General features: G+C 42.1%; 22 protein-coding genes, 1 tRNA gene and 1 pseudogene. 3 read left to right on the forward strand and 21 right to left on the reverse strand.

The features are described from left to right. Positions 1-5: 5 nt before the first annotated feature. Positions 6-1277, reverse strand: a complete 1272-nt coding sequence (locus tag DESPCE1_RS0112125; RefSeq protein WP_172637615.1) for a DUF2225 domain-containing protein — start codon at positions 1275-1277, stop codon at positions 6-8. Between the two features lie 131 nt (positions 1278-1408). On the opposite strand from DESPCE1_RS0112125, the gene DESPCE1_RS0112130 reads away from it, so the two are divergent. Further along, positions 1409-1660, forward strand: coding sequence for a hypothetical protein (locus DESPCE1_RS0112130; protein WP_014794293.1), 252 nt, complete (start codon positions 1409-1411; stop codon positions 1658-1660). Between the two features lie 126 nt (positions 1661-1786). Beyond that, complete coding sequence (locus DESPCE1_RS0112135) at positions 1787-2578, forward strand: polysaccharide deacetylase family protein (RefSeq protein ID WP_019850620.1); 792 nt, start codon at positions 1787-1789, stop codon at positions 2576-2578. Between the two features lie 24 nt (positions 2579-2602). Here DESPCE1_RS0112135 and DESPCE1_RS0112140 read toward each other — a convergent pair whose 3' ends face one another. The 9 genes from DESPCE1_RS0112140 to DESPCE1_RS0112180 all read right to left on the reverse strand — a co-directional run bounded on the left by DESPCE1_RS0112140 (position 2603) and on the right by DESPCE1_RS0112180 (position 11495). Next, entirely contained in the window at positions 2603-3616 is a 1014-nt protein-coding gene (locus tag DESPCE1_RS0112140) for a lipopolysaccharide assembly protein LapB (protein WP_028305551.1), read from the reverse strand. 41 nt (positions 3617-3657) lie between these two features. Next, positions 3658-4527: a YitT family protein gene (locus DESPCE1_RS0112145; protein WP_019850622.1), complete on the reverse strand. Its 870-nt coding sequence runs from the start codon at positions 4525-4527 to the stop codon at positions 3658-3660. 199 nt (positions 4528-4726) lie between these two features. Beyond that, positions 4727-4802: transfer RNA gene (locus tag DESPCE1_RS0112150), tRNA-Arg, on the reverse strand. A gap of 181 nt (positions 4803-4983) precedes the next feature. Beyond that, the gene (locus DESPCE1_RS0112155) at positions 4984-5658 is read right to left on the reverse strand and encodes a deoxynucleoside kinase (RefSeq protein ID WP_014794297.1); all 675 of its coding nucleotides are present in this window, start codon (positions 5656-5658) and stop codon (positions 4984-4986) included. Positions 5659-5813: 155 nt separating this feature from the next. Then, the gene (locus DESPCE1_RS0112160) at positions 5814-7448 is read right to left on the reverse strand and encodes a peptide ABC transporter substrate-binding protein (protein ID WP_014794298.1); all 1635 of its coding nucleotides are present in this window, start codon (positions 7446-7448) and stop codon (positions 5814-5816) included. Positions 7449-7525: 77 nt separating this feature from the next. Then, a complete protein-coding gene (locus DESPCE1_RS0112165; protein ID WP_014794299.1) occupies positions 7526-8506 on the reverse strand; it encodes an ABC transporter ATP-binding protein in 981 nt (326 codons plus the stop codon). After that, positions 8499-9506 (reverse strand): ABC transporter ATP-binding protein, encoded by a 1008-nt coding sequence (locus DESPCE1_RS0112170; protein ID WP_014794300.1) that lies wholly within the window; start codon positions 9504-9506, stop codon positions 8499-8501. The genes DESPCE1_RS0112165 and DESPCE1_RS0112170 overlap by 8 nt, the downstream gene beginning before the upstream one ends. Positions 9507-9521: 15 nt before the next feature. Further along, positions 9522-10565 (reverse strand): ABC transporter permease, encoded by a 1044-nt coding sequence (locus DESPCE1_RS0112175; protein ID WP_014794301.1) that lies wholly within the window; start codon positions 10563-10565, stop codon positions 9522-9524. Positions 10566-10577: 12 nt separating this feature from the next. Next, entirely contained in the window at positions 10578-11495 is a 918-nt protein-coding gene (locus tag DESPCE1_RS0112180) for an ABC transporter permease (protein ID WP_019850623.1), read from the reverse strand. A 456-nt stretch (positions 11496-11951) separates the two neighbouring features. Between DESPCE1_RS0112180 and DESPCE1_RS0112185 the strand changes: the two genes are divergently transcribed. Next, positions 11952-12347, forward strand: a complete 396-nt coding sequence (locus DESPCE1_RS0112185) for a hypothetical protein (protein ID WP_014794303.1) — start codon at positions 11952-11954, stop codon at positions 12345-12347. A 106-nt stretch (positions 12348-12453) separates the two neighbouring features. Here the strand turns inward: DESPCE1_RS0112185 and DESPCE1_RS22605 are convergent. The 11 genes and pseudogenes from DESPCE1_RS22605 to DESPCE1_RS0112240 form a co-directional block, all read right to left on the reverse strand. Continuing rightward, positions 12454-12606, reverse strand: a pseudogene (locus tag DESPCE1_RS22605) (sporulation initiation factor Spo0A C-terminal domain-containing protein); the annotation flags it as partial. A 233-nt stretch (positions 12607-12839) separates the two neighbouring features. After that, positions 12840-16121 carry a phage tail tape measure protein gene (locus DESPCE1_RS0112190; RefSeq protein WP_019850624.1) on the reverse strand — a complete coding sequence of 1094 codons (3282 nt, stop codon included), beginning with the start codon at positions 16119-16121 and terminating at the stop codon, positions 12840-12842. Positions 16122-16354: 233 nt separating this feature from the next. Beyond that, the gene (locus tag DESPCE1_RS0112200; protein ID WP_019850626.1) at positions 16355-16717 is read right to left on the reverse strand and encodes a hypothetical protein; all 363 of its coding nucleotides are present in this window, start codon (positions 16715-16717) and stop codon (positions 16355-16357) included. A 90-nt stretch (positions 16718-16807) separates the two neighbouring features. Beyond that, on the reverse strand, positions 16808-17392 hold the full coding sequence (locus tag DESPCE1_RS0112205) for a major tail protein (RefSeq protein WP_019850627.1): 585 nt from the start codon (positions 17390-17392) through the stop codon (positions 16808-16810). A 28-nt stretch (positions 17393-17420) separates the two neighbouring features. Next, complete coding sequence (locus DESPCE1_RS0112210; RefSeq protein ID WP_019850628.1) at positions 17421-17771, reverse strand: hypothetical protein; 351 nt, start codon at positions 17769-17771, stop codon at positions 17421-17423. A 10-nt stretch (positions 17772-17781) separates the two neighbouring features. After that, positions 17782-18132, reverse strand: a complete 351-nt coding sequence (locus DESPCE1_RS0112215; protein ID WP_019850629.1) for an HK97-gp10 family putative phage morphogenesis protein — start codon at positions 18130-18132, stop codon at positions 17782-17784. After that, positions 18133-18462, reverse strand: coding sequence for a phage head closure protein (locus DESPCE1_RS0112220; RefSeq protein ID WP_019850630.1), 330 nt, complete (start codon positions 18460-18462; stop codon positions 18133-18135). Next, positions 18459-18749, reverse strand: a complete 291-nt coding sequence (locus DESPCE1_RS0112225) for a head-tail connector protein (RefSeq protein ID WP_019850631.1) — start codon at positions 18747-18749, stop codon at positions 18459-18461. Before DESPCE1_RS0112225 ends, DESPCE1_RS0112220 begins: the two co-directional genes overlap by 4 nt. A gap of 44 nt (positions 18750-18793) precedes the next feature. Next, entirely contained in the window at positions 18794-19897 is a 1104-nt protein-coding gene (locus DESPCE1_RS0112230) for a phage major capsid protein (RefSeq protein ID WP_019850632.1), read from the reverse strand. Between the two features lie 48 nt (positions 19898-19945). Further along, positions 19946-20542 (reverse strand): HK97 family phage prohead protease, encoded by a 597-nt coding sequence (locus tag DESPCE1_RS0112235; protein ID WP_019850633.1) that lies wholly within the window; start codon positions 20540-20542, stop codon positions 19946-19948. Beyond that, positions 20535-21749: a phage portal protein gene (locus DESPCE1_RS0112240; RefSeq protein ID WP_019850634.1), complete on the reverse strand. Its 1215-nt coding sequence runs from the start codon at positions 21747-21749 to the stop codon at positions 20535-20537. Before DESPCE1_RS0112240 ends, DESPCE1_RS0112235 begins: the two co-directional genes overlap by 8 nt. Positions 21750-21776 lie beyond the last annotated feature (27 nt).

Below are 21776 nucleotides of genomic sequence, written 5' to 3' on the forward strand. Positions count from 1 at the left end.
ATTTATCAATGTTTCTTCTGGCGGACCTTTCGGGAAACTCTTTGTACCGCTCGTTCCAGGTCCACAGTCTCATACCCAATGTCTCGAGCAATCTCTATGGATTGCCAATAGCACTGCAATGCATCCAAATATTGCCTTCTACGCTCATAATATTCGGCTAATCGCTGCACTGCATTCAAGGAATGAGCATGATAGCCGACAATCATGCGTTTGGATTCCTTCCGATAGTATTCACTTTCTTCCTCTTCTCCCAAGGCGTCGAGAAGAAATGCCAAATATTCATAACACTCACCTAAGCGGAGATCATCTCCCAAGAGCTCAAAAATAGAGGCAGATTCCAAAAAGTACTTTTTAGCTTGACCGTACTCTTCTTTCCTGACCATGAGTTTCCCTAAGCTTTGTAAACGTAGGGCTAAACTGTTCTCTCGATCAGAACAACATTTTATCGATACCTCAAGGTAATATTGAGTCTCATCCAAGTATCCTAATCCTTGAAGAATTTTCGCCAAAAAATAGACCGATTCACTGACTTCCTCCCACAAATTGTTTCTCATCTGCAAGGCGACCGCCCTTTGCAGGGCTGTTAACGCTTCTTCAAGTCTTTGAAGTTCGAACATCATAAAAGCATAGTATTGCAGACTATTGATAAGAGATAGTTCTTCTCTGATACCGGCAAAGACCTTACAGGAATGTTGTATGCACAGTATGGCTTGTTCTTTATCATCCAATCTATAATGAACTTCACCAATGAGGACGCTTAATTCCCCTTCCCCTTTGGGATAATTGAACCTGTGGCACAAACTCATCGCTTTCATATAGGTTTTCTGAGCTTCTTGCCAGTATTCCGACGCCGAATAAGCCTGACCTAAATCACTGTATAGCATAGCTAAACGAAGCGGGGGAGACTCAACGGGATACACTTCTATAGCCCGACGATAGTGAACTATTGCGTTTTCGTAATTATCTTTTTCCACAGCGACACTGGCCAAACCGGCTAAAGCTTCGGACATCCCTTTATAATTATTGACTTCTTCGCAGATTTGTAGCGCTTCCCGGAACCCCTTCTCCGCACCTTCCGTCTTTCCTTGCTTTACCTGAACCGTTGACAGTAAACGTAGGGAAAAAGCTTTCACTAAAGGTACATCGAGATGATGGGCAATCCTCACCGCTCTCTTAAAATAGTCTTCCGCCTTTATATAGTCTGTTTGGCCCAAATAGGCCGTGCCTTTTTCCATTAGGGTTCGCCAAAATTCCAAGCTGTTATCGTTCATCAGCATCCCCTCCGTATCATAGTCATCATATGCGGAGAAGTGCTTTTTGGCGCGAAAACAAGCCTATAGGCGAATTGTTCAGCAATCTAGACAGTGTGGTCGAAATATGTTAATCTGATGCTGTAGGAGGTGTTGTTATGAACGCTTATCGTCCTGCTCCGTCTTCCAATTGGGTTATTGCTTTGAAAATTATCCTTTTAATTGTTGCCCTTTATTTTTCTGCGATACTCTTGAGTCATGTTTTTACATGGTTTTTCTCTATTGCTTTTGTGGTCATTCGTATTGCCGTCTATTTTGTTACAAGTATACTTGTCCTTCATTTCTTTCTTAAGCTCTTGTTCGGTTATGATCTCTTAAAATTCATCTTGGGAACGCGATTTAGTCGTTAAGAACTATCCATACTTTAAAACATTAAAAGCACCTGATGGTGCTTTTTTTATTCTACGAATTAGTACAGCCTCTATTTACATGTTCTGCCCAGGCTTTGAATATCTTTTGAGAAGGGAGGGATATTCATGAAATTTATTGTATTTAAAAGACCGGCTTTACGTAATGCTATGCTCTGGGCTATTCTCTTATTTGTGGTTCTTGCTTATCGTGAAAATGTTATTTCTGTCTTTTCTAATAAGCTAAAGCCCGTCTACTCAGCGGAGGTTACCACCAATGAAATTGGTCTGACATTCGATATCAGCTGGGGAGAAAAAACTCCGGAACCGATTCTGGATATTTTGAAAGAAAAAGGAGTTAAGGCTACCTTCTTCTTATCCAGTCCTTGGGCTTCCAAACATGAAGACTTAGTAAAACGCATGGTGGCTGACGGTCATGAAATTGCTTCCCATGGAAATCGACATGTGGATTTAAACACGTTAAGTCCGGGAGAAATTGAACGTGAAATTATGACTGCCCACGAAGTCCTTCAACACATCACCGGACAAAAAATTTCCTTACTAAGGCCACCTAATGGAGCTTATGATAATAAACTCATCAGTGTTTCTCAAAGGCTCGGCTATCAAGTCATTCAATGGAGTGTGGATTCCCTGGATTGGAAACGCCCCGGACCGGAAGCAGTTATCCGTAATGTACTGAATGGTCTTCCTAATGGGCATGGCGCTGGACCAGGAGATATCATCCTCTTTCATGCCTCAGACTCTGCTCCCGACACCATCAAGGCCCTTCCAGTGGTAATAGATCAACTGATAGCCAAAAATTATCAATTAGTTCCTGTAGGGCAATTGCTAAAAAGTGCAGCAAAAACCTGGCCACCGGAAAGTAATCTACCTCCACTTGAGCAAAGAGAGGCCTCTTAAACCGCCTAGGATGGCTTAGCTGGTTCACCTTTTGCCTGTTATGGCTTGCAACGCGCCTTCAGCTTCAACACGCTCTTGGGCTTGTGTCAAGGCCTGTGCGGCATCCTTTTCTATAAAATCTGGTAGTCCCATTTGGATTGCTCCATTTAAATTCTCAGCTGCTTGAGCAAATTCCCCGCGTTCATACATTTTAATCCCCGCTAGATACTGGACACAGGCTTTCCCTTTGTCTTTTGTCTCCAGTGCCTTAAGGGTATTCTCATAGCTCTCTCGATCTCCTATCACAAGGGCAAGAAGTGCTTTTTTCACTAACACCTGCTCTCCGTATGAGGCCGCATGTGCTGGTGCGCTTTGACTGCTTAATTCCTTTGCTCTCCCCCATTGACCTGTGAAAAGGGCTAGGTCATACTCTGTTCCCAACACCAAAGGATGTGTTGAGGATATCTCTGCGGCTATTTGCCACGATTTCTGGGCCTGTTCTAGTTTTCCCAAAGTCAGATAACTTCTGGATAAAGCAATATTTTTCAGCACTTGGTCCTCTGAGCTTAGATCCCTATCACTAATGGTTAATAGAGTACTCACTGCCTTTTCATTGTCTTCTCCATTAGCCCACAACATTCCCTGGGCCAGCTTCTGCAGAGCAGGATTTTGAAGGGTAGCAATGACCTTCTCAGCCTCTTCGGGCCGATCTCTTAATAAATAAAGCTGAAACAGCCAGAAACGATGACCATCATCACCGTATTGTACTAGCTCCAACTCCATTTCCTCATACTCACCTTGATTGAGCCTTAGCCACAGCTCCCCTTTTTCAATAAAGGGGATTCGTTTTAACCAAACCCCATTTTCTTCTATCCAGGCTAATTCCTGAGAAAGAGCGGTAAAATCATAACGGTCTACTGCACTTCGGTAAGCACTAATATGTTGAAAATAGGGCAAACCTGCAAAAAGTAAGATTAAAATAAGTATTCCTGATATGAGGATTGGCAATGCTTGCTTATTTCTTCTATTCCGTTTAGGTACTCTCTTTCTTCTCGACATTTCCTCACTCACAACCTTAAAGTCTATTTACTTTGAGATACTTAATGTCCTTTCCATGTGGAAAAGCCCTCCCCAACCACTTCCGGAACATCAGAAATTGACAGGAAGGCCTTAGGATCCCGGGTACGGATAATCTCCTTCATTTGAGACATTTCCGTCCGACTAATGACACAGTACACCACTTCTTTATTTTCTTTCGAGTAAGCTCCTTTCGCTTGAAAAAGTGTTACTCCACGATCCAGCTTTTCCATAACATCTTGAGCAATCCCGTGAGGGTCCCCAGTGACGACAAGGACACTTTTAGAGGGGTTTAGCCCCTCTTGCACCATGTCGATAACTTTGGTTGCTATAAACATATAGATCATGGCATACATGGCTCTTTCCGGGCCAAGAAAAATAGCGGCAGCTATAAAGATCAAAGCGTCAATGACCATGAGAACTTGTCCTACGCTAAAGGACGTGGTGCGGCTGAAAAATACAGCCAGAATATCTGTTCCTCCTAAAGAGCCGCGGCTGCGGAAGATAATGCCCATCCCAATACCACTGACGACACCGGCAAAGATACAAGCCAACAAGGGATCGCCGGTAGGGTTAGGGATTGTCGTAGTCATTTCTAAAGCTAAGGAAAACGCAGCTACGCCGGCGATGCTATAGACCAAAAAAACGCGTCCAACCATTTTCCATCCTATAAGAAACAAAGGTATGTTTAAGAGGATAACGACTTTACTGACGGGTAAATCGAATAAATAATAAATAATAATCGCGATCCCCGTAACTCCTCCGTCCGCTATCATATTGGGGATGATCATAGAGTTGATGCTGGCAGCTACGATAAAAGCTCCTATAATGATTGCCACAATTCTTTGAAAATGTACCCACGACACCCGAAGATAATCCTCTCTCCAGCTCATAAAAACCCCACCCATCATGAAAGATTATTTTCATCATTTCGATTGCTAAGGCCTAATCTATGTTATGTACCGGGAACATTGATGATTCTATACTATGATAATCATCTTATAGTGGGAAGAATCCCCTTTGATTATACTCCCGCTAATAGGTTGTGCAATGAAAAAACGCCGCAATTCCTTGCGACGTCGTTGTATCATATGGTGCGCCCGGCAGGATTTGAACCTGCGACCTCCGGCCTCGGAAACCGTCACTCTATCCCCTGAGCTACGAGCGCTCGAAAACAACCGCTATATAACTTTACTAAAAGTACTTGGATTTGTCAAGCCATGACTTGAAAGTTTAAATATACAAATTTTTTTATTAAAAAAGCTCGTGTAAATTACGAATATGCATTCAAATTTACTAATACTCTTTTATAATCTCGATTATTTGCTTTATGTTCATAAAAAATTGAATCAATCAGATAATATTGTTTTGGCTACTTCATAGATTTCTTCGTGTATTTCGTCAATAGTTTTTAATCTTCCTTCAGTCACACAATTTATAGTTATCCAATTTTCTCGTATTCGAATTTTTTGGGCATTTTCATAGGATTCATTAAGATAATTCCTGTTTTTCTCATGGATGTCCTGATGAGTAACAGAGGACTTGTCTTTACGATTGGCAATAAAATGAATACTCAGGTCAGGAGGCATATTGAGATAAATAACCATGTCCGGTTCAGGCAAACCCATTAAGTGATATTCGAACTCTTTCAGCCAGTCAATATAGCTTTCCCAGCCATCTGAATCTTTGATTTTAACAGCTTGGTGGATCATATTCGAAGTAGTATATCGATCTGAGAGAATTACCCCACCCCGGCTGTAAAAATCGCCCCAGAGGGTTTTGTAAGACGCATAGCGGTCCACAGCATAGAATGTAGATGCCGCATAGGGATTCACCGCATTAGGGTCCGTACCAAACTCCCCTCCCAAGTACATGGTGACCAGAGAAGAGGATGGGCTAGAATAATTGGGGAACTCTACTTTCTTTACTTGTAAGCCTTCGTCTGTAAGACGTTGCCAGAGCTTCCGGGTCTGGGTCGCCTTGCCGCTCCCATCCCCACCTTCGATAATAATGAGTTTGCCCATATTCCTGATACATCCTCCATATCGTCAGATCGGGGAGGAGCTGGTCCTCATCGATCCGTACATTAAACACTCGATTCAAAGGGAACTCTTTAACCGAGAGGCCGCCGAAAGTCGGCGGCCCCTGCTCTAGGAAATATGATTTAAGTCAGAATTCTTTACTCCACAATGTCAGCGTACTGGAAGTACCAGTAGCCATAGGGAGAGTGCCAGGAGCCTGTAATTTTGGGGCTTTGCAGATAGAACTCGTTGTAATAAGCGACCGGTACGACAGCAGCATCAGCCATCATGAGATCTTCCGCCTGATGCAAGTAACCGGAACGTGTCTTAGGATCGACTTCTGCAGCAGCTTTATTCATCAGCGCATCATATTCAGCGCTCTTATACTTAGCATTGTTGTTGCCATTGGTGCTGTACATCAGATCCAGCATATTGGAAGCATCATTGTAGTCAAACAGCCATCCGTCACGGCTGGTTTGATAATCACCGGCACGGCGCTGGGGAGTGAAGCTGGCCCACTCGACGATCTCAACATTTGTTGTGACGCCTATTTCTTTCCAGGCTTGCTGGAGATATTGTGCTACCACTTTGTGATAAGCAGAATCGTTAGTGGAATAAGTGATGGCCGGGAAACCTTTACCATCGGGATAGCCTGCCGCAGCCATAAGTTCCTTGGCTTTGGCCAGATTACCCTCAAAATCATTGACATCAATATAGGGCTTGCCGCCGTTGGCATTGTCCATGAAGCTGCTGCCATCCCAGTCGGCTACGCCTGTGCCGATGAAATTGGAGGCAGGGGTATAGGTTCCTTGCATCAGGGTTTCAGCCACATATTTGCGGTCGATGGCCAAGCTCAGCGCCATGCGGACGCGGGGGTCTGAAAACTGGGACAAGGTGTTGTTTAAGTCAAGATAATAGGTGCCGAGAAGAGGTTCAATATAGAAGTCATCCTTGCCTTGAAGAGAAGGAATCTCCGCAGTCGGCACATCCTTGATCATCATGGCTTCGCCGGTCTTATAAGCAGCGTAAGAAGCATTGGAATCTTCGATCAGGAGCAGTTTGATGGAATCCAGCTTGATGGAATCCGGATCGCGGTAATTAGGATTTTTGGTGAAGAGGATATAGGAGCTGGGCACCCATTCAGAGATTTGGAAGGGACCGTTGCCGATATAGCTTTCCGGTTTGGTAGCCCAGGCATCGCCGTGGGCTTCAATGGTAGCCTGTTGTACAGGGCTCAATGTCGCGAAAGCGGCCAGCTTATCGAAGTATGCGCAAGGATTGGAGAGCTCAACTACGAAAGTTTTGTCATCAGGTGCTGAAACAGCCAGCGCATCGGGATTGCCGGCAGCGGCTTCCTTAAATCCCTTTACCATACCCAGTACGGTTTCACCGTAGGGAGCAGCGGTAGCAGGATCTGCGACCCGTTTCCAGCTGTACACAAAGTCCTTGGCAGTTAGAGGTGATCCATCAGACCACTTCAGTCCTTCACGGAGATAGAAGGTCCAGGTCAGGCCATCTTCACTGGTCTTCCAATCCTCTGCGGCACCAGGGATGATCTTGTTGTCTTTGTCCACATTGAGCAGACAATCAAAGGCAAACAGGAGCATGTTACCGCCATCCACGGCACTGTTCAGAGCAGGATCAATGGTCTCGGGATTAGGGCCAATCTGTGCAACAAGCTGTTTGGGTTTGTCCCCGCCAGATTGCGCAGGAGTGGACGGTTTACCGCAAGCGGTAAGAGTTAGGGATAGGATCATGGTGATGACCAACAGTAAGGTACTCTTTTTTTTCACATTCTTTTCCTCCTTTTTTCTTTTGACTATTTATCATTCACCGCGTTTTTGCACGGCAAATAATTTTGAGGACGGGATCATTGAACCCGATCCAGATGATGGCAGGCGGCGAAGTGGCCGGCAGAGATCTCTCTCCACTCCGGCTCCTCTGCGGCACAGCGTTCATCGGCGTAAACGCACCGGGTACGAAAACGGCAACCGGAGGGAGGATTGACGGGGCTGGGCACATCGCCCTCAAGCACTATACGTTGGGTGCTGCGGGAAATCTTCGGGTCGGCAATAGGGATGGCTGAAATCAGACTACGGGTATAAGGATGCACACTGTGAAATGTCAGCTCATAGCTGTCAGCCAGCTCCACCAATCTGCCCAGGTACATAACACCGATGCGGTTGGATATATGCTTCACCACACTTAAATTGTGGGAAATAAACAGATAAGTGAGCCCCATACGCTGCTGAAGTTCCTCAAACATATTGACGACCTGAGCCTGAATGGATACATCAAGTGCAGAAATAGGTTCGTCACAGACAATAAACTCGGGATTCACAGCCAAGGCACGGGCGATACCCACCCTTTGACGCTGGCCGCCGGAGAATTCATGAGGATAGCGGTTGGCATGCTCTGTATTAAGGCCAACCAGACTTAAAAGTTCTACAATGCGCTCCCTACGTTCCTGGGCATTGGCTGCCAAACGGTGAATGTCGATGGCCTCACCCACAATGTCCCCTACCGTCATGCGAGGATTAAGACTTGCGTAGGGGTCTTGAAAGACGATCTGCATCTTCCGCCGGTAAGGCAGCATATTCACATGGGTGATATCTTTTCCCTCATAGAAAATTTTTCCCCCAGTGGGTTCATGAAGCCGCAGCAAAGTTCGTCCTGTCGTCGTCTTGCCACAGCCGGACTCGCCCACGAGGCCCAAGGTCTCACCCTTATTGATATGGAAGGACACATCGTCCACAGCTTTGACAACTTTTTTCTCAAACAGCTTTTCGCTCTTAACCGGAAAATACTGTTGCAAGTGCTGTATTTCCAGCAATTTATTGTTTTCAATCATGTTGAACCTCCGACTGGCCTTCAAATTTTGCTTTATCTAGGAGCCAACATGCACTGTAATGTTCCTCACTAAGTCGGGTATAGGCCGGCATACTACTCAGACAGATTTTCATGCATGAACGACAGCGGGGAGCAAAAGGACACCCCGCCGGAGGATTGAGCATGTCCACCGGCAAACCTTCAATCGGCACCAACTGCTTATGATCTCGGTCGTTTATATTGGGCACGCTCTGGAGCAAGCCTTTGGTATATTCATGAGATGGTTGATAGAAAATTTCATCCGTAGTGCCGGATTCTATCACCTTGCCGGCATACATCACGGCAATGCGGTCGCACATACCGGCCACAACACCTAAATCGTGGGTGATCAGAATAATGGACATCCCCAATTTTTCCTTCAGATTCATCATGAGTTCTATGATCTGAGCCTGAATCGTCACGTCCAAAGCGGTCGTCGGCTCATCAGCAATCAACAGCTTGGGCTCGCAGGCCAAAGCAATAGCAATCATCACCCGCTGGCGCATACCGCCGGACAACTCATGAGGGTATTGTTTTAAGCGCTTTTCAGGCTCATTAATACCCACCAACTGCAAAAGTTCCCGGGCGCGCTCGTTGGCTTCCTTCCTGCTTTTGTTGGTATGCAGAAGAATGACCTCCCGGATCTGGTTACCGACAGTATAGACCGGGTTAAGGCTGGTCATGGGGTCCTGAAAGATGATGGAAACCTCGTTCCCTCTGATCTCACGCATCTCCCGTTCCGTCATCTTATTGATGTGGTGCCCATTAAAATAGAGATCGCCGCCGATCAGACGGCCTGGATGAGCCGTTAAGCCCATAAGACTGTATGAAGTCACAGATTTTCCGGAACCACTCTCCCCTACAATACCCAATACTTCGCCTTCACGAACATGCAGAGACACATCATTGAGTGCCTTCACCTCACCTGCAGGGGTAAAGAAGGAGAGCCTCTCGTTGCGTATATCAACTAAATACTCATTCATTATCTTTCTCCTTCCTTAACTCTTCATCTTAGGGTCGAATGCATCCCGCAAACCATCACCTAATAGGTTGAAACTAAGAATGATGAGGCTGATCAGCAAGGCCGGCGCCATCAGCAAATAAGGATAACTATTCAGACCGTTGAGGGCATCACTAGCCAGAGAACCCAAAGAAGGCAAAGGAACAGCAACCCCCAAACCGAGGAAGCTCAGAAAACTCTCCGTGAAAATAGAAGAAGGAATCTGCAGTGTAGTGGTAACAATCAACGTCCCAATACAGTTGGTCAGAAGATGTTTACGGATAATGCGGCCGGTACCGGCACCCAGGGCTCTGGCCGCGGTCACATACTCATTCTGCTTAAGGGCAAGCACCTGGCTGCGGACAATCCGCGCCATGCCCACCCAATATAACAGGGCAAACACCAGAAAAATACTAATGAGATTGGGACCCACCGTCTGAATCCACCCGAAACCGGGCTTTGCGGCCAGGATGTTCAAGGGATCTCTAATTGCAAAAGAAATCAGTACGATCAAGAGAATATCCGGTACCGTGTATATAATATCTACAATACGCATCATGGCGAGATCTACCCAGCCGCCAAAAAAACCGGACACAGCACCGTAGGTTGAACCAATGATCAGTATGATTGCGGAAGCGATTAAGCCAACCATTAAGGAGATACGGCTGCCTACCATTACGCGGACTGCATAGTCGCGGCCCAAGTTGTCCGTTCCCAGAATATGCGGAAACACCTTTTCTCCAGCATCAATACGCAATTGTTCTTGGGTGGAGTAGGTCATGGGTTTGAGGTACTCGGAACCCTTAATCTGCTGCTCATATTTATAAGGATAAAAACTGGGGACAATAAAAGAAAAAAACATAACAACCAGAATGACCGTAAGGCTTACCATGGCTACCTTGTTTTTCCTTAGTCGGCGCATAGCATCCTTCCAAAAGCTGACGCCGGGGCGCATCTGAGTGAGGCTTTGCTTTTCTGCGTCGGTTGCAGGCAGAAAATCTTCGACCTTTAATTGTAAGCTAAGCGGATTTTTTTCAGTCATTTTCTGCCCTCCTTATTTTAGTTGAATGCGCGGGTCAATAAATTTATAGAGGATATCTATCAGCGCATTAATGGTGATAACAAGTGTCGCCAGGAAAATCGTCGTACCCATGATAACCGTATAATCGCGGTTGACAATAGAACTGACGAACTGACCGCCTAAGCCGGGAATGACAAAGATTTTCTCCACGATGAAACTGCCGGTCAGGGTGAAAGCCAGCATAGGGCCCACATAAGTGATTACAGGCAGGATCGCGTTGCGCAGAGCATGCTTGAAAAGACTCTTCATCTGGGAAAGACCTTTGGCACGAGCTGTTCGCATATAGTCCTGACCAATCACATCAAGCATAGACGAGCGCATCAGTCGTGTAATATAGGCTGTCGGATAGAAGGAAAGGGCAAATACCGGAAGGACATAATGGGCCGGTGTCGTGAGGCCCATCGTCGGCAATACCCCTAAGTAGACGCCGAACACATACATGCCTACGGTACAGATAACAAAACTGGGAAACGCAATGCCGCAGGTAGCGATGACGATGATCACGTCGTCGAGCCATTTACCGCGGTTAAGCGCAGCAATGCTTCCCAGTGGAATCCCAATCGATAGAGCTGCAAGCACTGCGATACCGCCCAGCTTGGCTGATACCGGAAACTTGCTGATAATAATATCGCTGACAGTGCGGCCACGTTGTTTTAAGCTCAAGCCAAAGTCGCCCTGAGCAGCACTTAGCATATAATTTTTGTATTGCACAATGAGTGGTTTATCCAACCCGAATTTCTCATTAAGTGCGGCCTGGGCTTGTGCACTAATAGACTTTTCTGCAACAAATGGGCCACCAGGCACCATGTTCATTAGAAAAAAAGTTATGGTCGCAACCATAAAGATCGTCATCACTGCCAGAATAATTCGCTTAATAACGTATTTTATCATTCCCTAATACTCCCTCGCTCTTTTCATAAACCTTTCCCCATTTACAAAGTATTTTTAATTACAACACTTGCTCCGACTTTTATTTTATTTTAACACAGACGCGAGTCAATTTTAACAATCAGAGTTAATTTTGTCAATTAGAATAGAAACGTAAAAAACCCTCTCGAAGCTTCTCCTTAAAGCAGATACACATTGAAAAAAAACTCTCGAAGCCTATCGTATCGACGGCCAGAACAAGCTTGTACCTTTGCGTGACAGTCGGCATTCCCCTAAAAATGAGGGAATGGCGCCAAATCATTTTTTACAATTATTGTCTTTTATAATTTTTTTATTACTTTGATCATGTTAATATTTTCGTTTTATGAAATTAAGAATAAACTGTTCTGGCGAAAGGTATCTTCACCAGAGTCCACAGCATATCCTAATGAATAATTATAAGTATAGGAAGTGATAGCTGTGGCGAATGAAAATCTAGATTTGATCCTAATCTATGAAGAAAGAACGGGAGATTTTCTCTTTCTTTTAGGTACGATATTGGCCTTCATATCGAACTACCAAGGGGAAGAATCACTTCTCACAGAAAAAGGATTAAAGGCTAAAACGAAGGAAGTTGACTCTGCCCTGTCTATCACAGCAGCGAGTTGGCTTTTCTTCCTAGCAAGTATACTCTTCACCCATGTAGCGATTATTCGCTTAGAAGAACTAAAGTCAACCTCAAACGAAGAGACCTCCCCCGTATTGACTAGAGGAACAAAACTACTAGTAGTCGGTAATTCATTAAAGACCGCGGGTTTTGGAATAGCAGCAATTGCTAACCAGTTGAAACTATCCTATTACAAATATAAGTTTTGAGGAGCCGTGAAGAATTAGGCATAAAAAAACACCCCCATTCAATTGAATAGGAGTGTTTGCGGGCAAAAACATTGTGTTAACATTAGCGCAATTTTGATTACTAATTCTAACTCACCTTGCTCATAACTCTCAGCTTATCAGCAAGAAGGGCAACAAATTCTGAATTTGTTGGTTTTTGCCGTTCTATATTCATGGAATAGCCAAAAATACGTTTTAGAGTCTCTGTATGTCCCCGTTCCCATGCTAATTCGATGGCATGAGTTTTTGCTTAACACCTTTTTATTCATTTGTTTGTTGGTATAAAAATAAATATTTGTTGATTTACTTAAGATAAGTTTATGCTATTCTTTGGGCATCGTCAACTTCTATGCCTACAAACTATTAGTAATTTATCAGGCATCGTCCAAATGACGTATCAATAAAAATTGCAAAAAAAGGGGGATACCTTACTACGTTTATTCACAACGTCTTACGGTACCCCCTACTCTGCTCCTATCTATTTATCCTAATCCCCATTTTATTAAGTTCTTTTACCACCAATTGAGATGAACTTTCTAAGGCTCTTTCAACCTTTGGTAATATATCCTTATCAAGATTACCTGCAACATTAAGATTAATTGTGATATTACCAGCAGATGCCCCTACACCACTCTGATTAGTAAGATTCTGAGCCATCTTATTAATCAACTCTACGCTGGCTTCATGTGGGTAAACTCTTGTACCCTTCGGGAGGTCATAAATTTCCCAGCCCTTTTCATGTAACGTAGTCAATCCACCACGCCAAGAGTTAGTACCTGCAAAATTCTGTCCAATGTCAAGTTTGTCCTCACTTGACGTTTGTGTCCTAACCCATCTAGTAATTGGATTATTGCTGAACCAATCCTTTAACTTATTCCAGCCGCTTTTGATAGAACCATCTGTGATATTAATATCGTTTAAGATATCTCTATTCATGGTTCGAATCTTTTCAACCACACCGTCTTTTAATTCTTGGGCTTTGACAATGCTCTCATTTTTTTGCCTTGTTGCATCTTTAATAAGCCTGTCCGCTTGATCGGCACTGATTACCCCTGTCTCATCCCTCATCCTGATAATATTCTTAACGGTTTCTTGATATTGCTTTTCGGCATTATCAACAGATTCTCTTCTCTGCTTTTCAGCATTTTTTATAACTTCAGATGCTTGCTCAGCAGTGATTCTTGTGCTGTAGTCTTTCAACCGTTCCAGGATAACTTTTGATTCCACTTCACTATCTGACAGAGACTTAACTGCATTGACTTTCATCTTATTTTGGATCTCATTGATTTCTTGCTGTTCCTCTAAGGTTAAAGCCCTCTTTTCCGCACTGGCTCTAGCAAGAATTTCTTGAATTTGCTTGGTGTAATTATTTATCTCGGTCTTCTTAGCGTTATTATCACTTTCTAATTTTGCAAGAACTTCTTTCTCTTCAGCATCACTTAAAGTGCGGGAGTTACTGAAAAAGGTTTGCATATCATCTGTAAGTTGTTGATAATGCTTATCCATCCCAACTTCGATCTGAGATGTCATCGAATTATATTGACCTACCATATCATCAGCTATTTGAGAGGTTATAGCTGTACTGTTGATATACAGATTGGACAAGGTTTCAGTGGCCCGATTATCCAACTCCAGATAAGCTCCTACGGCTTGTTTAGTTCCCTCAGTGATTTTTGTAGTAGTGGTCTCTACTACGGCTCCCATAGTTTGGCTTGCTAATTCAACTTGCTCAGCTGTCATCTCAACATGATCGGCGAATAAATCTACTGCCGGAATTGCCTCTTGAGACATAGCCTTATTTATACCATAGCCCACTGCAGCAATACCACCAGCAGCTAACACAAAGGGAGCCACTGCAACTGCTGCAGTCCCTAATCCAGCTGTTAAAGCCCCTAAACCACCAGCCCCACCAGCTACACTTGCAGCCGTACTAACTCCAGCAGTAGCAAGTTTTGCCGTTCCTAAAGCTGTACTTAATTTGCCTAAACCCCCGGCAATACTCCCTATGGTACTAATAGCCCCTCCCCCAACTTTGAGGATGCCCCCAAAGGCAACTGTTAAGCCTACAACCTGTACCGCAGTATTTAAGGTCTTTTCATCAAGCTGACCTAGCCAATCAGCAAATTCTCCGACCTTTAAGGCTGCTGCTTCAACGTAAGGAATTAAAACATCACCCAATTTAATTCCTACATCAATAAACTGATTTTTGAGCATTAGGAGTTTACTTTCAGTGGTGGCGTATCTTTGCTCTGCCTCATTACTCAATGCAACATTATCTTTCCACGCTTGAGTAGATGTTTCTACCGCAGAGGACAATAATTCCGATGCTCCCGCCATACGTAACAAAGTATCTGATTCACGTATACCAGTAATACCTAAATCAGATAAGATTGTTGTTAAGTTTTTGCCTTCAGTGCTTGAATTAGCTAAGCCTTTGACAAAAACATCTAATGCAGAAATCGCATTTTCATTAAATAAATCAGCAAAATCTTGACTGGACATCCTAGCAACATCTGCAAAGGCTTTAAGATCATCTCCACCTTCGGCAACGGCTGTCTGAATCTTTTTGAGAGTTGTGGTCATGGCTGTACCACCAGCTTCAGCTTCAATTCCCAAACTGGACATAGTCCCAGCTAATGCAGCTATTTCCGCTTCCGACATGCCTACTTGTTTGCCTTGAGCAGCTAATCTTAAGGACATAGAAACAATTTCGGATTCCGTAGTAGCCATTGAGTTACCAAGTGCTACAATGCTTGAACCCAACCTATCAAATTCAGTTTGAGGCATTTGGGTAATATTAGCTAACCTTGCTAAATCAGTAGCTGCCTGTTGAGAGGTAAGGTTAGTTGCATCCCCAAGCATAACCATTGTTTTTGTAAACCCAAGGATACTCTCTGTTTTAATCCCTAATTGCCCTGCTGCTTCTGCCACTCCTGCAATTTCACTAGCAGTTTGTGGCATGTGCTTAGATAGGTCTCGGATACCTTGACTTAATCCAGCTAATTGTTCTTCTGTCGCATCCACAGTTTTCTTGACTCCGGCGAACGCAGACTGGAAATCTATCCCAAACTTCAATGATGCCGCTCCTAATCCAACTAAAGGTGCCGTAGCCTTAAGTATAACTCCCCCAGCAGATCCTATTGTTTCACCTGTTGTTTTTAGCTTCTGTGACGTTTCCTCTAAGGCTTTCCCAGCGTTGAGCCATTTATTTTCACTCTTAGCTAACTCATCATTGGTTTTTTTAAGTTCTCCCTGCATTTTAGCTAAGCCTTCTTCAGCTTGGTTCATCTTGATAGTGTAATTGTTGATGGTCTTAGCATTATTTTCTATTTGCTTTTCTTTTTGCTTATATTCTTCGGTTAATTTATCAACAGACTCTTTAGCCTTATTAGCTTCTTCTGATTCTTTACCATAAAGCTTGATCGCATCATTATATTTGGCTGTCGCTTCCTCAAGCTTCTTTTTCAGATCATCCCTGGCTTTAATATTGTTCTGCAGCTTCTCAGTGGTCTTCTGAATACTGGATTGATAAATATCTACCTTTTGCCTTTGCAGATCGATCTGTCTGCTCAGACCTTCAGTAGTTGCTTTCAATCTCTCACTATTTGTCCCAAAGACTCCCAATTGCTCAGAACTCGCTTTAAACTCTGATTGGGCAAGTTTTAATTGCTGATTTACACCTTGGATACCGGAATTAAAACCTGTTGAGTCTAAGACCATCTTGGCTGTTATTCGTTTTTCTAAATCATCTGCCATATATTACCTCCTTTCCTATCAAAATAGAATCTGATCTATAAACAATCGTTCTTCTTTGGCCGCTTTTTCTTCACCAATATCAAATCCATGGACCTTAGCGTGTATTTCCCAAAGTGCCCCTACCTTTCTAGGAGTGCTTCTCCAAAATTCTTCTTCTGTCATCTGAAGCAATACCGTAGAAATATAATAAAACCAGTCAAAATCTAATAATTCCTTAGATCCTGACTGGTTTTCTAGTTTTTTGAGGTTTTATTTTCCTTACCGCTTTTACTTTTTTTATCACCTTTATCTTCAGACAAAACCCCATCAATCAATGCAAAAGTAATCTCATCCATCAGTTTCATGGTTTTAAAGTCAAAGCTTAATTGCTCTACTAACTCATCCTCCGTAAATTCCTTCTCCAGGCAAGAACAACTTAAGATCTTAACGATACATCCATAGATATCTTTACCAGTCAAAAATTCGTTGAAAATTACCAAGGCATCTTTATAGCGTTTTGTAAATTTCAACAAGGCTCTAAAGTCCAATCTAAAGGTGTATTCAATGCTATCCAGTCCAATCTTAAATTCATTTACCGCAACATTAATCTTACTCATGTTTTTCATCCTCCTATAATATTCCATACTTTCAAAATGAAAAGGGGGTGCCTAATATTGGGCACTCCCTTGAAAAACTCTATTTATTTTTTACCCCTCAGTAGTCTCTACTTTTTCTGTAGGGATAATAACCTCTTCGAAAAACTTAGTTTCAATGTCTACAGGACAGTCCGGATCTTTGTCGCTGACTTGATACTTCCACATTCCATTGTAACGCAAAGGCATAAAACTTGCTTTCATGGAAAAACTTTGAAAGTTCACTGTGCCTTCCTGTCCCTTAGCGGAATCCTCTGGTAACTCCATCTTGCCTTTATATAGTACACCATACTGTTTACCGCCATCAGAGGTATTCGCAACATAAAGCAAGGCTATATAAGGTGCTGTATCATTAACCTTAGAGATGACCCCACCTTCTACTGCTAAATCACTTCCCAGCAAATCAGCACGTTGAGCATTGGTTAGATCGATGAGATCTATAGACACCTCAACATCGTCAAAAGAGGTAACTTGCGCCCATGCCCTGTTCTCAGCATAAGCTTTAACTGTTGATACTTTAGGAGCAATACTAATTTCTTTTACTCCCTCAAGATAAATAGGTGTTTCATAGGTTGCCCCTGCTATCTTGTCCTCAGTTAATTTAGCATAGTATAATTTTTCCAGTCCTACAATCGCCATCTATTACCATCCTCTTTCTTATTAATTTTTATAATGTAATCAAAAAACGCATTGCCTTGTGATACAGCTTAGTATCCGACTCATATAGATCAGCAGCCATAGATCGTTTAAATCCATGGCTGATCATCTTTTCTTTGACTGCATTTTCAATTGCTGTATAATCACCCATCGAAAAAATATCCACCTGGACATAATAATTTGTTGCTATCTCCTTATTTTCAGCCCACTCCTGACCATTCTCATTAATAATCTCGTATTCCACATATGGAGCTTTAGGAGCCTCTGCATGAAGAAAGTAAACCCTTTTATCCGGCAGAAGATTGATGATCTCAGGGCTGGATAACACCTGATTCAATAACTGTTTGATATTTGTTGCCATAATTCTCATCCTATTTTAATAGTTCTTCTGTTAAAATCTTGATTGCTTGATCTTTTGTGCTGTTTACAGAGCGTTCAAAAAATCCTACATTTTTCTTGGATTGACTTGTCCCGAACTCGTTAAATTTGGAGTACCAGACTCCTAGACGAACTTTTCCGACTGTACTAAAGTCCTCCCTCTTAACCGATGTTTTAATTTGTCGTTTGAGGTTTCCTTTACTCTCAGGAGCATTTCTCATAACTTCTTCATAAATCGGTTCAAGAGCTTTCTTCATGGCTCTTTTTTCGTCCGCTTCAGTAATCGTCATCTCCTGTAAAGCCTGTTCAAGCTCCTCAAAACCATCAATCTCAATTGTTCCCATTTAAACCACCTCCACAGCCATAATCTGTAGCCACTTATGACGATCATCCACATCAATAACGCCGATAATGTTAAATATCCTGTCACCATATTTGATCCGCATATCAGCATTGATTCCAGCAGTATAGCGGCAAATAAATTTAACCGTGTTTTGGTTATAGGTAGTTTTTGCACTCCAGAATTCATTTCCCCTTAATGGATATACAGCTGCCCAAACTTTTAAATGATCCTGATACCTTTCATCCTCTGGTAAAGGGAAACCATTCTCATTTGTTGTTTTATCGGATAAAACCTGAAAGGTTATCCTTTTCCTTAAATCTCCAGCGTTCATGGTGCATCACCGCCATAGCAATATTTGAGCTGAGTGATCATAGATTCAACTGTATATCTCACCTTTTCCGATATTTTACCGACCATCTGCCGATTATCGTACCAATCAGCAACAAGGATCAAGCAGAATAGCCTCGCCGTAGGGTAATTATCATCAAACTGAATACCTGTGGCATTGTAAAGATAACTTTCACTAGCGTTAATCAATAATTGGATAATATTATCTTCATCATGAAAATCCTGCTCAACCTTTAAAAAGTCTTTTACTGTAACCAAATCTAAAATCATGCTGTTCACTTCCTATCAAAAAGGAGGGGTATTCCCTCCCTCCCTTAAAACTCGATTTTAAATGCTGCTCGGCTGTCACCAGCTACTGCATCAAATCGCTCAATAACACGAGTAAGAGTTTGATTGTAAACAAACCCCGCTTCACGACTTACATTAATTTCGTACTGCTTACGGTCAAAGAATTTAACCAAGGCGTACAGATTAACAACATAAAACACCTTTTTATCTGAATCTGCTACAAGCTCTGTATCGTCTAAAACAACAATTTCCCGACCTTTAAAGGTTTTGCCACCTTCAACAGATAGAGATTCGCTTAATAACGGTCTATTTTTGGCATCCTCTAGACCATCTAAATAATCATAGCCGCTTTGACTTGTTAAAATAATGGTTTTCTTTAACAAAGATGGCTTTACCTTAGTGTTCAAACATTTAGCAATTCCTTTATAATCTGTGGCAGCGAAATCCACCGCATTATCTTCTACGATTTTAATAATGGCCTCATTTTCGCTGTTCACTGCACACTCAGCAAAATCAGGAGCGATTAAAGAGTTAAAAAAGTCAACCGTTGTATCTTGCAATACACTATTCTCAACAGGAATAATCTTACCATAATCCTCCACCGAATAATTTATAGGTGTAGTGGTGATCATATCCTGAACAATTTGGGTATTCGTTGCAAGTTTAACCAGCTTTTTAGTTGAACCTAAACTAATTGGCATTTTCCCACTCTGATTGCTTACGGGAATTACATGGCAATACCTTTTCAATGAGGGGAACCCATCAATTAATACTTGCACCTGATTAACAAAACCCTGCGGTAAGATTGCATTAGAATTTTCTACATTGACACTAACACTTGCTCTTTCTTCGGTACTCATCTCCTTCCCCAAAAGATATTTCCCAATTGCTCTATATTCCATTTCTTGATCTACAGTTCTCTTTTCCATTTTTATATCATCCTTTCGCTTTTCATCTAATTCTCTTTCTTCTTGTTCGTCCAATTCCGCTTGTAATCCAATCTTTTTTTCCAAAGCCCTAATCTCTGTCATTTTTGCTTCAGCCTCATTTACCTTATCGCTCTTCAAGAGTCCTCTTGCCTCTTCCTTTTTGGCGTTTAACTCCTGGCGTAATTCATCAATTTTTCTCATTTTTAAAATTCATCCTTTCTTATTTGAATATAAAAAAGAACCTATCTTTTAGATAAGTTCCAATTCTAACTGTAATTTTCGTTTGAGCAAAATATTTTGTTGCTCTATGTGTCTCTGTTCTCTGGTATTAGGTAACATATCAAGGCTTCTCTTGTAAACCTCGCTGGATGGATTTGCTGGCCAGGGAGTAGGAGATATTTCTTTTAAATCCACATCTAGCAGAGTTCTTTCATAAACATCCTCATCTTTTAGATATTCCCATTTATCATTTCGGGTAAAAAATCCAAAACTTACTCCGTCTACATCACCTCTAGAGATTGATTCAAAAGCATCATTACCCCAACTATTATTAGGCAAATCCAGCTCAAAGATTAAGCCTATATCATCTTCATTCAGCCTTAAAGTAGCATTCTTAGTACTTCCTAAAACAAAATCAGTCCTATGATTCCATAATGCTTTAATGGTATTCTCTTCAAGGCTTTTGGCAAAAGCACCCTTAGCAACCTTCTCATAAAACTCACCCCAAATCAATTCACTTCTGGTGTTCCATTTTACAACATAGCCCGCTATGGACCTTGTCCCATCTTCCTTTTTACGGATTTCCATATCTTTAATAATAGTTCTTATTTCCTTTTCTTTATTCAATATTTTCACCTCCCTCCAAGGGAACATTGGTATATTGCTGTCCCACCATAGACAAAGGTATAAAATTTCCGTTGACAATCAACTTATCACTATCTCCATCAAATGGTAAATCTTCTTTATCCCTTGCCTCTGACGGCTTCATAATACCATTATTAATTGCAGTAGCATAACCTTCCATTCTTTCTTTAAATGTACCCCTCAAGATAGAATCGACATTGAATTTAAAGAACATTCCTTCGTTTCGTTCTCGATTAGTCAGTAATTTATACGATAACTCTTCCTCGTACAGCGTCAAAATCGGTAGAAGCGTATCAATATAAAACTCCTTTTGCTGAAGCTCCATATTCTGGTATTTCACTTGTTCGTTTAACTGATTGTTTTTTATTCCAAAGGCGGCTGCAATTTGTTTAGCTGAATACTGCGACAACTCTAAAAACTGGCTATCAACTAGTTTATTGCTGATAGTTTGAAATGAGAAAGGTAAAGGTACGGGCAAGATTTTTCCGGCGTTTTCCAGGCCGCTCGCTAAATTTTGGAATTTACTTTGCATCTTTCTTATGGCTTTCTCGTCAATTTCGCCGGAATACTGTAAAATCCCACCAGCCATTAAACCATTCTTAAAATAGTTGTTTATAAACTTTTGACCACTCTGAGAGTTCTCTATCGATGTTTTTAAAATATCTTGAATCGCAAGTCCTGTGATCCCATCCAGACTTACAGCTGTACGGAAATGCAAAACTTGATCATGACTTAATTTGTACTCTTTGCCTTTACTGTCTGTATAAATGTACCAAACTGCATTTTCATTGCCGATTAATCCAGCATCATCTACCCAAATGTGTACATTATTGTTATCTAAGATATGTAATCCTTTAACTTTGCCCGAACCTCTGCCAATCTTAGCTGTATCTATGTAAACAAAACAATTTCCATAATGATTCCTGCGAAACTCAACATTACTCCAAAAATTCCAAGACGATACATAGGGATTTGGTCTTAGTTTTAGCAAAGAATAAAGGTAATGATTTACTGCTTTTTCCGTTCCTTGCTTCTTCTCTTTATATAACTTGAGTGGCAGCTTGGCTACAGATTCAGATAAAATTTTGACACAGGTAAAATATGTAATCTCGCCTAATTTATCTCTATCAACGGACAAATTATTGATCCCTAATAGCCTCATAAACTCCTCATTGCTATAACCGTTCATACCCCTTGTCTCATACAAACTTCTAAA

The sequence above is a fragment of the Desulfitobacterium sp. PCE1 genome, assembly GCF_000384015.1.
In the GTDB taxonomy this organism is placed as follows: Bacteria; Bacillota; Desulfitobacteriia; order Desulfitobacteriales; family Desulfitobacteriaceae; genus Desulfitobacterium; species Desulfitobacterium dehalogenans.

Excerpts from the sequence above, each read along its gene's own strand:
- DESPCE1_RS0112125 (WP_172637615.1), bottom strand. The coding sequence starts at position 1,277 with ATGCTGATGAACGATAACAGCTTGGAATTTTGGCGAACCCTAATGGAA.
- DESPCE1_RS0112130 (WP_014794293.1), top strand. The coding sequence starts at position 1,409 with ATGAACGCTTATCGTCCTGCTCCGTCTTCCAATTGGGTTATTGCTTTG.
- DESPCE1_RS0112135 (WP_019850620.1), top strand. The coding sequence starts at position 1,787 with ATGAAATTTATTGTATTTAAAAGACCGGCTTTACGTAATGCTATGCTC.
- DESPCE1_RS0112140 (WP_028305551.1), bottom strand. The coding sequence starts at position 3,616 with ATGTCGAGAAGAAAGAGAGTACCTAAACGGAATAGAAGAAATAAGCAA.
- DESPCE1_RS0112145 (WP_019850622.1), bottom strand. The coding sequence starts at position 4,527 with ATGAGCTGGAGAGAGGATTATCTTCGGGTGTCGTGGGTACATTTTCAA.
- DESPCE1_RS0112155 (WP_014794297.1), bottom strand. The coding sequence starts at position 5,658 with ATGGGCAAACTCATTATTATCGAAGGTGGGGATGGGAGCGGCAAGGCG.
- DESPCE1_RS0112165 (WP_014794299.1), bottom strand. The coding sequence starts at position 8,506 with ATGATTGAAAACAATAAATTGCTGGAAATACAGCACTTGCAACAGTAT.
- DESPCE1_RS0112170 (WP_014794300.1), bottom strand. The coding sequence starts at position 9,506 with ATGAATGAGTATTTAGTTGATATACGCAACGAGAGGCTCTCCTTCTTT.
- DESPCE1_RS0112175 (WP_014794301.1), bottom strand. The coding sequence starts at position 10,565 with ATGACTGAAAAAAATCCGCTTAGCTTACAATTAAAGGTCGAAGATTTT.
- DESPCE1_RS0112180 (WP_019850623.1), bottom strand. The coding sequence starts at position 11,495 with ATGATAAAATACGTTATTAAGCGAATTATTCTGGCAGTGATGACGATC.
- DESPCE1_RS0112190 (WP_019850624.1), bottom strand. The coding sequence starts at position 16,121 with ATGGCAGATGATTTAGAAAAACGAATAACAGCCAAGATGGTCTTAGAC.
- DESPCE1_RS0112200 (WP_019850626.1), bottom strand. The coding sequence starts at position 16,717 with ATGAGTAAGATTAATGTTGCGGTAAATGAATTTAAGATTGGACTGGAT.
- DESPCE1_RS0112205 (WP_019850627.1), bottom strand. The coding sequence starts at position 17,392 with ATGGCGATTGTAGGACTGGAAAAATTATACTATGCTAAATTAACTGAG.
- DESPCE1_RS0112210 (WP_019850628.1), bottom strand. The coding sequence starts at position 17,771 with ATGGCAACAAATATCAAACAGTTATTGAATCAGGTGTTATCCAGCCCT.
- DESPCE1_RS0112215 (WP_019850629.1), bottom strand. The coding sequence starts at position 18,132 with ATGGGAACAATTGAGATTGATGGTTTTGAGGAGCTTGAACAGGCTTTA.
- DESPCE1_RS0112220 (WP_019850630.1), bottom strand. The coding sequence starts at position 18,462 with ATGAACGCTGGAGATTTAAGGAAAAGGATAACCTTTCAGGTTTTATCC.
- DESPCE1_RS0112225 (WP_019850631.1), bottom strand. The coding sequence starts at position 18,749 with ATGATTTTAGATTTGGTTACAGTAAAAGACTTTTTAAAGGTTGAGCAG.
- DESPCE1_RS0112230 (WP_019850632.1), bottom strand. The coding sequence starts at position 19,897 with ATGAGAAAAATTGATGAATTACGCCAGGAGTTAAACGCCAAAAAGGAA.
- DESPCE1_RS0112240 (WP_019850634.1), bottom strand. The coding sequence starts at position 21,749 with ATGAACGGTTATAGCAATGAGGAGTTTATGAGGCTATTAGGGATCAAT.